Origin of the sequence: Burkholderia sp. BE17 (assembly GCF_009362305.1) — a bacterium.
GTDB classification, from domain to species: Bacteria; Pseudomonadota; Gammaproteobacteria; order Burkholderiales; family Burkholderiaceae; genus Burkholderia; species Burkholderia pyrrocinia_C.
In genome coordinates this window covers 122,354-134,527 of the sequence record NZ_WHNU01000005.1, presented here as the reverse complement: position 1 = coordinate 134,527, position 12,174 = coordinate 122,354, and the positions used below count along the sequence as shown (strand labels likewise).

At 63.3% G+C, this 12,174-nt stretch carries 4 protein-coding genes; all 4 read left to right on the top strand.

Features of this window, described 5'->3' with window-relative positions; translation table 11 throughout:
- Positions 1 to 2: 2 nt before the first annotated feature.
- From GD429_RS07005 to GD429_RS06990, 4 genes are read left to right on the top strand one after another with little or no spacing between them, the layout of a single operon-like run.
- Positions 3 to 3,860 carry a type VI secretion system Vgr family protein gene (locus GD429_RS07005; RefSeq protein ID WP_152856280.1) on the top strand — a complete coding sequence of 1,286 codons (3,858 nt, stop codon included), beginning with the start codon at positions 3 to 5 and terminating at the stop codon, positions 3,858 to 3,860.
- A gap of 1 nt (position 3,861) precedes the next feature.
- Positions 3,862 to 4,722 carry a hypothetical protein gene (locus tag GD429_RS07000; protein ID WP_321574444.1) on the top strand — a complete coding sequence of 287 codons (861 nt, stop codon included), beginning with the start codon at positions 3,862 to 3,864 and terminating at the stop codon, positions 4,720 to 4,722.
- Between the two features lie 2 nt (positions 4,723 to 4,724).
- On the top strand, positions 4,725 to 7,460 hold the full coding sequence (locus GD429_RS06995) for a type VI secretion system Vgr family protein (RefSeq protein ID WP_152856278.1): 2,736 nt from the start codon (positions 4,725 to 4,727) through the stop codon (positions 7,458 to 7,460).
- A 47-nt stretch (positions 7,461 to 7,507) separates the two neighbouring features.
- Positions 7,508 to 12,172: an RHS repeat-associated core domain-containing protein gene (locus GD429_RS06990; protein WP_227791574.1), complete on the top strand. Its 4,665-nt coding sequence runs from the start codon at positions 7,508 to 7,510 to the stop codon at positions 12,170 to 12,172.
- The last annotated feature ends 2 nt before the right edge of the window (positions 12,173 to 12,174 follow it).

Sequence of the window (12,174 nt, the reverse complement as noted above, 5' to 3'; positions counted from 1 at the left end):
TCATGCTGAGTTCCACCCAAACGCGCACGCTGTCGATCTCGGGCGCAGCACTACCGACCTATTCGACCGGTGGGCTGCCGGTGTTCGCGCCGGTGCGGCTGCAGGGCAGCGAGGCGGTGGGCCGCCTCGAGGCCTGCCGCTACCTCGTCACGCTGCGCACCGACGACGCGTTCGCGTTCTCGCCGAGCGTGACCGCCAACCTCGATCTGGACAAGCTCGTCGGCACCGAGGTGACCGTCTCGATCCAGCTCGAAGGCAAGGGGCAATTCGTGCCTGGCCTCGCCGGCAACGCGGGGCTCGGCAACATCGGCGCGGGCACGCGCGAGATCACGGGGCTCGTCACTGCGGCGCGCGTCGCCGGCGAGGATCGCCACTCGATCCTGTACGAGCTCGAGCTGCGCCCGTGGCTGTACCGTGCGACGCTCACGCAGGACTGCCGGATCTTCCAGGACATGAGCGTCGTCGAGATCACCGACGCCGTGCTCACGAAGTATCCGTACCCGGTCGACAAGCGTCTGGCCGGCGCGTTCCGCGGCATCTACCCGAAGCGCGACGTGCAGCGCCAGGCGTTCGAGACCGACTGGGCGTTCCTGCAACGGCTGTGGGAGGAATGGGGCATCTGGTGGTGGTTCGAGCATGAAGGCGGCCATCAGCGCCTGGTGCTGTGCGACACGGTGGGCGGCCACCATCCGCACGGCGCCGCGTACGAGACGGTGCGCTACCTGTCGCCGGACGGCAAGCGCATCGACGAGGAACACATCCACGCGCTGTCGGTGACGAGCCGGCTGACGTCGGGCAGCGTGACCGTGGTCGACTACGACTACACGCGGCCGCGCGCGAACCTGACGGTCACCGAGGAGAACCCGCGCAAGACGGCGAGCGCGGACGGCGCGGTCTACGACTGGGGCGACTACAGCCAGCCGCTGGCGGGCGCGCAAGGCGTCGCAGGCCAGCCGAACGACACGGAGCAGGAATCGCGGCATCTGGCGCGCGTGCAACTGGAGGCACGGCGCAGCGCCGGCCTGCGCGCGCACGGCCGCGGCAACCTGCGCGGGCTGACGGTCGGCCGTACGTTCGCGCTGACCGGCTACCCGCAGCAGGCGGCGAACCGCGAGTACGTGGTGCTGTCGTCGACACTCGACATCGAGGAGGTCGGCGACCGCACGGGCGCTGGACTCGCGTACCGGTGCGAATCGCAGTTCGAGCTGCTGCCGGCGAACGAGCCGTTCCGGCTCGAGCGCAGCGTGCCCAAGCCGGTGTTGAGCGGCCCGGAGAAGGCGATCGTGGTGGGGCCGGCCGGACAGGAAGTGTGGACCGACCGCTTTGGCCGGGTGAAGGTCCAGTTCCAGTGGGACCGGCAGGGCAAGCTCGACGAGCATTCGGGGATCTGGCTGCGTGTCGTGTCGCCGTGGCAGGGCGCCGACATGGGTGCGACGTTCCTGCCGCGCATCGGCCATGAAGTGGCGGTGATGCACTACTACGGCGACCCGGACCTGCCGGTGATCACGGGCAGCCCGGTGAACGAGTTCCGCCAGCCGACGCTGGACCTGCCGGCGAACCAGGCGGTGGCGGTGCTGCGGGGCCGCGAGTTCCAGGGCACGGCGTCCGGCCACGTGGCGATCGACGATACGCAGGGGCAGATCCAGACGCAGATCGCGAGCGACGCGGGCAGTTCGGTGCTGGCGCTGGGGAACGTCCGGCGGATCGTGAAGAAGACGGGCCGGGCGGATGCGCGCGGCAAGGGTTTCGACCTGCGCACCGACGACTGGGGCGTGGTGCGCGCATTGAGGGGGCTGTTCCTCGCGACCGACGGCCAGCCGAACGGCGCGGGCCAGGCGAAGGAGGCGAAGGCGGCGGTCGGCCGGTTGACGCGCGCGCGGGAACTGCAGGAGAGCCTGTCGGGGCTGGCGCAGCAGCATGAGGCGCAGCAGCGGGACGCCGACCAGAGCGAGGTCGCGAAGGTGCTCAAGGCGCGTAATGACGCGATCCGCGGCGATGCGCCGGCGGGCGAGAACGACTTCCCGGAGCTGAAGGAGCCGGACCTGGTGCTGGCGAGCGCGGCGGGCTTCAGCGTGGCGGCCGAGCGCAGCGCGCATGTGGCGAGCAACGAGGACGTTGCGGTGACGAGCGGCCGGCACGTCGGGCTCGCGGTGGGTCATTCGCTGTTCGCGAGCGTGTCGAATGCGTTCTCGCTGTTCGTGCACAAGGCGGGGATGGCGCTGGTGGCGGCCGCCGGCAGGGTGCGCATCGAGGCGCAGACCGACGGCATCGACGTGAAAGCCAAGCAGTCGATCAAGATCGAGAGCACGACCGACAGTATCCATCTCTACGCGGCGAAGGAAATCCTGCTGCATGCCGGCAGCACCCAGATGCGGATCAGCGATCGGGGCTATACGGTGCACACGGCTGGCGAGCACACGATCCACGCGGGCAGCCACCAGACTGTTGATCCCGCGCCGAGACCAGTGCGGATTCCGGTGACGCCCGACAATCCCGGGCGGTTTGCCTCGCACTTTGTGCTCATGGAACACGATAGCGGCTTCGCGTTGCCGAAGCAGCCGTATCGAATCACGCTCGATGACGGGCGCGTGATCGAGGGTGTGAGCAATGCCGCCGGCGAAACGGCGTTGGTGACCGGTCACGAGATTGCGTTCGGGACGGTCGAGATCCTGGCCGCAAGTGAGCCGGACAAGGTGATTGCGGTCAATCAGATGGCGGTTGTGCGTGACAGTACGACACCCTTCACCGCCACCGCGCCGAACGCCGACAAACGAACAGCGAAGATCAGCAGCAAGACGGCTAGCACGCCGGAGCAAGACGCCACCACTGAAGGTCAGCCGCCTACGTTCGTCTCATGTGATCCGCTCAACTTCGGGTTGCGCTTCTATCACTTTATCAATGGGGCAAAACAGGCCGACGTACAGGCCGATAGGCCCTTGCGTCGTGATGTCGAGTATCCGGTCACCAAGGCCTATACGGCCGCGACCAAGAATGCCCTACGGGGGATTCAGTGGAGCGCGTTCAAGTCCGCGGCCGGCCCAGTACCGACTGAACTGAAGTCACTGTTCGCAAAGGCTGTTGGGAATCTCCTTGCTGATGCACTCGGCACGGGGCCATTCGGTTTGCCCAAGGGTTATGCCAACGACCCGGTTCAGGCAAATGGCGCCACGCCGACCATTGACATTGTGGATAGTGAAAAAGGCCAATTGAAATACAACATGCGGGCTGATGTCAGTGCTTCGTTCTTCATGCGCGGTTGGATCATGGCCGTTCACGAGAGTGAAATTACGAAGATTATCGACGTTGCGAGTAGTCCAGATGCACTTGACGGCCGGTTGAAGGCATTGGCCGATACGCTTTATCACGAGGCGCGGCATTGTCAGCAAACGTTATGGATGATGGCGCTTCTCCAACAGCATAGCGCCGACTACAAGATGTTCTCTCAGGCGTCGAAAGTGTATGGGGATAATACTCCTGAGAAAATTATCAGTGTAGCGAGCAAAATTCGCATCCCAGACGATAGCGCCGTAATGGCTGGGTTGCATCGCATGCTTGTTTTCCATTACTACTGGATGATTTCGTATATGGAACGCGCGGCGGGTGGAGCCTATGTGAAACCCGATGTGTCGGTTGCTCAGGCTGAAGTTTGCAAGTTGCTCATGGTGTCGCCCGAAACAGCGACGAAGATGGTGGAATTCGAATCCGGCTATCGGAGCCAGTTACATGAAGAAGACGCCTATGCGTGTGCAGAAATGGTGCAGTTCTATTGGGATAGTCCTGATCGCGCTTTCGTGCGCAACCCTGGCACATGCACGGGAGACTACCTCAATGCTCTCAAAGCAGTCGGTGCAAGGAGTTGACGTGCAAACGAGAGCCGATGAGCAGCGAGTCATGGTTCGCCGGATACTGACAACGGCAATGGCGGTGTTGCGTGACGATCAGCCCTTTGATCCGAAAAATATTGCGTTCGGTAGAGTTTTTGATTCGGAGGAGCATTATCCAGAAAAGGGGTTGCTCTATTCCTATGCGAACGACGTCGTTCCATCGGCCACGATTCAATTCTCAACAGGCGACGATCCTGAAGACTACGATTCGGATAGATCCAAGGTGAAGATCGTCCCGGCGGGATTGGTTGTTAGATTAAGTCCGATGCTCGATGGTATGCCCCACACGGAGATCGAATCGCTGCTGAAGCTGGAGCGTTACTGGGTCGACTCTAACGGTGTGCGGCATGAAGGAAATGAGATCGCCGGCCGTACTCCGGATGCCCCAAATGTGCAGGTTTATCGTTATCGAGCTAAGGCTACAGCGGAAAGCAAATTTCCTGTAGATGTCGAGTTGTTTTATGTGAATCCAGTGGATGGTTCGTCTCCTTCGAAATTGACTGATATCACAATCAGACGCGCATACAAATTCTTGGCGCCGGAGGAACGTGAACAGCGCCGCCTCGAACAGCAGCAGGCAAAGCGCCAAAAGTACGGCGAGATGAATCTATGCACAGGCATGCTCTGCCCGGAGACGGGCATGTGGCAAGGTTTTTCCGAGAGCAATGCCGCAGACGTCACGGTGGTATGGAAGGGCCAGAAATTCCCGAGCGTACGCACGTTGACCCATCAGCAAGAGCGGGAGCAGCGCCGGCCGACTAGTTGGGTGGCTGGGCAATGGATGTGGTTGAGGGAACTCGACGACAACCGATCGCAAGCGAACGACAAGGGAATCTGATCATGCTGAGTCTCACCCAAGCGCGCACGTTGTCGATTTCGGGCGCGGCGCTCCCCACCTATTCAACCGGCGGGCTGCCGACGTTCGCGCCGGTCAGACTGCAGGGTAGCGAGGCGGTGGGTCGCCTCGAGGCCTGCCGCTATCTCGTCACGCTGCGCACCGACGACGCGTTCGCGTTCTCGCCGAGCGTGACCGCCAACCTCGATCTGGACAAGCTCGTCGGCACCGAGGTGACCGTCTCGATCCAGCTCGAAGGCAAGGGGCAATTCGTGCCTGGCCTCGCCGGCAACGCGGGGCTCGGCAACATCGGCGCGGGCACGCGCGAGATCACGGGGCTCGTCACTGCGGCGCGCGTCGCCGGCGAGGATCGCCACTCGATCCTGTACGAGCTCGAGCTGCGCCCGTGGCTGTACCGTGCGACGCTCACGCAGGACTGCCGGATCTTCCAGGACATGAGCGTCGTCGAGATCACCGACGCCGTGCTCACGAAGTATCCGTACCCGGTCGACAAGCGTCTGGCCGGCGCGTTCCGCGGCATCTACCCGAAGCGCGACGTGCAGCGGCAGGCGTTCGAGACCGACTGGGCGTTCCTGCAGCGGCTGTGGGAGGAATGGGGCATCTGGTGGTGGTTCGAGCATGAAGGCGGCCATCAGCGCCTGGTGCTGTGCGACACGGTCGGCGGTCATCACCCGCACGGCGCCGCGTACGAGACGGTGCGCTACCTGTCGCCGGACGGCAAGCGCATCGACGAGGAACACATCCACGCGCTGTCGGTGACGAGCCGGCTGACGTCGGGCAGCGTGACCGTGGTCGACTACGACTACACGCGGCCGCGCGCGAACCTGACGGTCACCGAGGAGAACCCGCGCAAGACGGCGAGCGCGGACGGCGCGGTCTACGACTGGGGCGACTACAGCCAGCCGCTGGCGGGCGCGCAAGGCGTCGCAGGCCAGCCGAACGACACGGAGCAGGAATCGCGGCATCTGGCGCGCGTGCAACTGGAGGCACGGCGCAGCGCCGGCCTGCGCGCGCACGGCCGCGGCAACCTGCGCGGGCTGACGGTCGGCCGTACGTTCGCGCTGACCGGCTACCCGCAGCAGGCGGCGAACCGCGAGTACGGGGTGCTGTCGTCGACACTCGACATCGAGGAGGTCGGCGACCGCACGGGCGCTGGACTCGCGTACCGGTGCGAATCGCAGTTCGAGCTGCTGCCGGCGAACGAGCCGTTCCGGCTCGAGCGCAGCGTGCCCAAGCCGGTGTTGAGCGGCCCGGAGAAGGCGATCGTGGTGGGGCCGGCCGGACAGGAAGTGTGGACCGACCGCTTTGGCCGGGTGAAGGTCCAGTTCCAGTGGGACCGGCAGGGCAAGCTCGACGAGCATTCGGGGATCTGGCTGCGTGTCGTGTCGCCGTGGCAGGGCGCCGACATGGGTGCGACGTTCCTGCCGCGCATCGGCCATGAAGTGGCGGTGATGCACTACTACGGCGACCCGGACCTGCCGGTGATCACGGGCAGCCCGGTGAACGAGTTCCGCCAGCCGACGCTGGACCTGCCGGCGAACCAGGCGGTGGCGGTGCTGCGGGGCCGCGAGTTCCAGGGCACGGCGTCCGGCCACGTGGCGATCGACGATACGCAGGGGCAGATCCAGACGCAGATCGCGAGCGACGCGGGCAGTTCGGTGCTGGCGCTGGGGAACGTCCGGCGGATCGTGAAGAAGACGGGCCGGGCGGATGCGCGCGGCAAGGGTTTCGACCTGCGCACCGACGACTGGGGCGTGGTGCGCGCATTGAGGGGGCTGTTCCTCGCGACCGACGGCCAGCCGAACGGCGCGGGCCAGGCGAAGGAGGCGAAGGCGGCGGTCGGCCGGTTGACGCGCGCGCGGGAACTGCAGGAGAGCCTGTCGGGGCTGGCGCAGCAGCATGAGGCGCAGCAGCGGGACGCCGACCAGAGCGAGGTCGCGAAGGTGCTCAAGGCGCGTAATGACGCGATCCGCGGCGATGCGCCGGCGGGCGAGAACGACTTCCCGGAGCTGAAGGAGCCGGACCTGGTGCTGGCGAGCGCGGCGGGCGTGAGCGTGGCGGCCGAGCGCAGCGCGCACGTGGCGAGCAACGAGGACGTCGCGGTGACGAGCGGGCGGCACGTCGGGCTTGCGGTGGGGCATTCGCTGTTCGCGAGCGTGTCGAACGCGTTCTCGCTGTTCGTGCACAAAGCGGGCATGAAGCTGGTGGCGGCCGCGGGCCGGGTGCGCATCGAGGCGCAGGCCGATGGCATCGACGTGAAAGCGAAGCAGACGGTTGGCGTGATGAGTACCACCGACAGCATCGAGCTCCATGCAGCCAAGGAAATCGTGCTGCACGCGGGTAGCACGGAGGTACGTATCAGCGATGAGGGTTATACGGTGCACACCGCGGGCGAGCACACGATCCACGCAGGCAGCCACCAGACGGACGGTCCGCAGGGGCATGGCGGGGGCTTCCCGCCATTTCCCAAATCCGGGCCCGGGCAACTGGAAGTGCTGCGCCACTACGTAACCGATGCGCCGGTCGACAAGAACACCATTGCTGTGATGGACAGTCTCGGCGCGGTGCACAAGGGAACGCTCGATGCATCCGGCCGCGCGATTGTGAGCGGGCTGGCGCCCGGCGCGGTCAGCGTGCAATACGGGCACGACCCGCACGATTCATGGGTCATGAGTAGCCACCTGAAGCAGTCCCGGTGGCAGCCTGCAGGCGCTGCCTGACACGAATCGGCCAGTCTCTCTATCCATTCCACAGTCCGAACAAGATCATGGCTGACAAACAGCAGTCCCTTCCGTCCGTCGACGCGGCGATCGTGCCGCTCAATCAGGTTCACATCGCCGATCTCGAGGCCGGCGCATCGCATTTCGACAACTGGTTGCGCACGGCGAGCGGAGGGTACGTGACGCTCGCGCGCATCAAGGAAGTCTCGGCTGCGATGCCCGTTTTGGGGAACATCATTGCTGCCGTCGACGTGTGCGGCGATATCTCGAAGCTGATCCAGAATCGAAACGTTCTACCCCGTTCGGAAGCAGAGAAGATCGACCGCGTGCTCGATTGGGCAAACCTGGCGATCAACCTGATCGGTGTGCTGCCGATTCCACCGGGGACGGCGGCGGCCCGCATGTCGTTGCGTCCGACGTTGGGCCTCGTGCGCCAGGCGGTGAAGGCCGGTGCGAAGGATCTTGCCACTGCGTCGGTTGCTGTGATCGCAGGCCATTTCACTGCCACCCTGATGGGCGAATTGAAGCCGTTTGTCGAGCAAGCGAAGGCGAGGCTGACTGAGCTACTGAAGGAAGCTGGGAGTGAGGCTGAGAAACGCCTGATTCAGCTGGCCGACGGACTAGATGCCTTGGCAGCGGGGCGCTTGACTGATCCGAATGCGAATCTCTCGGCGGCACGTCAGAAAGTATCACGCGTTTCAGCCAGTTCGCTGATCCACGACCCCACGAAAACGCTCGGCGACCTGTTTGGCGCGGTGTGGGAGGTATACAAGGCGGGCGCGAAGGCAGAGGTAAATTTCGTCGTTTCGCTGACCCCGGACGAAGCTCGATCGACTGTCCGGCATCTCGCGGCGGATATTCGAGCCAGCATTCCTGACGTCAAGAAGCGGATCCAGAGCCTGTCCAGTGACGATGTGGGCTCGGTGATGTACATGCTGAACATCCTGATTCGCGCGATTCAGGTGTACGAAGAGAAGAAGCGTCATCTTGCTGCGACAGTCGACAGTAACAAGAGAAACCAGGCGAAGCGCAAGGAGGGCGGTGAGCAAGTTACCAATGTCGGCAAGGAGGCCAAGGCACAGAAGCCGGGGCCGGGTTGCCTCTGCGGGATTGGTCAGCCGCCAGCGCGGGTAGGCGGTTCGATCGGTCTGGGACTGGGAGACGAGTCGTTCACGCATACCGATTTCGTATTGCCAGGAATCGTTCCGGTTGAATGGGCGAGGACGTATCGCTCGAACTTCGATGCGCATGATGAGCAGGGGCCGCTCGGACCGCGATGGACGACGCCCTATCACGTCACGTTCGAGTCGAAGGACGACGGGTTTGTCTATCACGACGCGTCCGGACGCAGCCTCACCTACCCAGCGCTGACGCTGGGTCAGCCGCATCGCGATGCAATCGAGTCGTGCACCATCACGCGGGAAGCGGACGATCGCATCCAGCTCGTGCGTGGCGAAACCCTGACCGAGACTTACGAGCGGCACGGGACGCGTTTCGTGCTCGGGAAGATCGAGGACCGCTCCGGCAACGTGGTGACGCTGAAATGGACGGACGGCTCGCTTACCCGGATCGAAGCGGCAGATTCCGTCGTGGCGCTGACCTATGACAGCGTTGGCCGCATCATGCGCGTCGCGCTCGTTGACAGTTCAGGAACGGCGATCCGCACACTCGCGCGGTATCGCTATGACGAAGCAGGCGATCTGGTCGAAGCAAACGACGAGAATGCGGCGTCGTGGAGTTACGCGTATGCGCATCACCTCGTGACGCGTTACACCGACCGCACCGGACGCGGGATGAACCTCGAATGGGACGGCACGCACCTGGACGCGAAAGCGATCCACGAATGGGCCGATGACGGCACGTTCGACACCCGCCTGACTTGGCACGAAAATTTGCGCCTGACCTTCGTGACCGACGCGCTTGGCAATACGACCCAGCAGTACTACGACATCGACGGATACGTATATCGGATCGTCTATCCGGACAACACCGAGGAATGGTTCATGCGCAACGCGGACAAGAACCTGACGCGGCACGTGTTCCCTGACGGTGCAGAGGAATCGTTCACGTGGGACGACGCGGGCCAAATGACCTCGCATACGCAGCGCGACGGACGCATTGCGTATTACGTCTACGATCGGCACCACAATCTGACGGGATTGCAAGACCCCGAAGGTCATCGCTGGGAGCGCTACTACGACAGCAAAGGGCGCGTGACCGAAGCGCTCGATCCGCTCGGTCGGGTGACAAAGTACGAATACGATCGTGCGGGTCTGCCCGTCGCGATTACAGATCCGAAGGGCGGCACGACGAAGATCGAATGGCGCCCAGACGGACAGATCGCGAGCTACACCGATTGTTCGGGCAAGACCGCGACGTGGAAGTACGACGAGCGGGGGCGGCTTGTTCAGCAACAGAACGCAGTGGGCGAGACCACGCGGTACGGCTATGAAGCAGGACAGCTGGCCTGGGTGACGCGACCTGCGGGTCTGCGCGATACATTCGCACGTGATGCCGAGGGCCGGCTCCTCGAGCATGTGGATGCGCTGAACAGGACGACGCGTTATACCTACACGGCGGCTGGCCTGCTCGCTAAACGAGTCAACGCGCGCGGCGATTCGATCGAATACGGCTGGAACCGGCTCGGACAGATCGCGACGCTGCGCAACGAAAATGGTCGAGAGTATCGGTTCGGCTACGACACGGCGGGACGCCTTAACAGCGAAACCGACTTTGACGGCCGTGAGACTCGGTACTACCGAGCAGCGGGCAGCGGGCTCGTGACGAACCGTCTATACGGCGGCGTCATGCAGGACTTCGAATTCGACGCGATGGGACGGCTTGAATCCCGACGAGGCTGGCAGGCGCAGTTCACGGACCGTGGACATGTCTTCCTGGACCCGCAAGGAGAGGCCGTTGTCGAGAGCGAGTCGTTCCAATATGACGGTCTGGGCCGGCTGTTGCAGGCGGTCAACGATCAATCGCGCGTGCGGCGCTTCTACGATCCCGTCGGAAACCTGGCGAGCGAGCACGTGCACATGTGGGTCGAAGGCAACGAGTATGAGTTCGTGTGGCGCCACGAACATGACGAGGTTGGAGCACGAGTTGCAACCATTCGGCCGGATGGTCACCGGTTGGATTGGCTCACGTACGGCTCAGGTCACGTGCATGGCGTCATGCTCGACGGGACGATCATTGCAAACTTTGAACGCGACGACGCCCACCGTGAGACCCAACGCGAGCTCGGGAACGGGCTGACGCAAACGACGCACTACGACGAGGCTGGCCGACTCGCGCGCCAACTGCTGCAAGGCACTGGTGGCAAGGTGATGGAGCGCCGCTACCAGTATGACGCGGCAGGGCAGTTGACCCAGATCGCGGACCTACGGCGCGGCGAGATGCAGTACGCGTACGATCCGATTGGCCGGCTGACACGCGCGCAATCGTCGCTTGGGGTCGAGACGTTTTCGTTCGATCCGGCAAGCAACATCGTGGAATCGAAGGAGCGTGACGAACACGGCATCGGCGTACTGGGTGGGGCCCGATCTGCACCGCTGCTGGACAACCTGCTAAAGGACTATGCGGGCACCCATTTCGCTTACGATGAATTGGGCAATCTGAAGCAGCGGACGCGAAACGGCGAGCATACAGACTTCGTCTGGGGCAGTCTTGGCCGGATGGTGTCGGCACGCGATCGGCATATGGAGGCGACGTACATGTACGACGCTCTCGGCCGGCGGATTGCGAAGCTGACGGAGCCGCTGGTGCCGTATCTCGCGGGTGCCGGCAGTGGTTGGCGGGACGCGGAACGGCGACGTTTGAAGCAGGAACGTGGTTACGGTTTCACGTTGTACGGTTGGGATGGCGATACGCTTGCGTATGAGACATCGTGGGAGAACCGCGAGACGACGCACTACGTGTACGAACCAGGCAGCTTCACGCCCCTTGCGCAGGCGACGGGCGCAGCAATGCTTCACGGCGGCGAAGCGGAAGTCTCCCCGCTAACGGGCTTCGCGTATTATCACTGCGATCAGATCGGCACGCCTCAGGAGGTCACAGATGAGGCGGGGGAGGTCGCCTGGTTCGCGCGCTACAAGGCGTGGGGCGAGGCGGCGGAGGTGATCAGCGATGCGGCACGTAAGGCTGGCATCACTAATCCGCTGCGGTTCGCGGGTCAGTACTTTGATCATGAGACGGGCCTACACTATAACCGGCACCGATACTACGACCCCCGCTCGGGACGGTTCATATCCAAGGATCCGATCAGACTGGCCGGTGGCTTCAACGTCTATCAGTATGGTCAGAACCCGGTTGGTTGGACCGACCCATTGGGATTAATGCCGTGGAAGTGGAATGAAAACGGCATGGGCCACCACATGGTATGGAGAAAAAAAGCCGAATCTTGCGGATTGAAGCACTTGGCAACGAAACGGGACACTCCAACGTACTTCCCGAAGCCGTATAAAAATGGCGATCACGAAGAGTTGCACCGAGCGCAAGGAGTATTCCTAGGGGGGCGTCAAGGGGACTGGTCCGGCACGTCCGACGATCTTCTCGTCGCCTCCGGTAAAGGACTCGAAGGTATGACAATGAAAGGGGATCTCAAAATTCCATCTACTGGCGAGATCCTCGCCAAAGATGTCACTCCTTCGGAGGCCTACAAGAAACTGATGGAGTGGCATGCCGCAAAACTTAAGGAAGACTGCTCGTAATA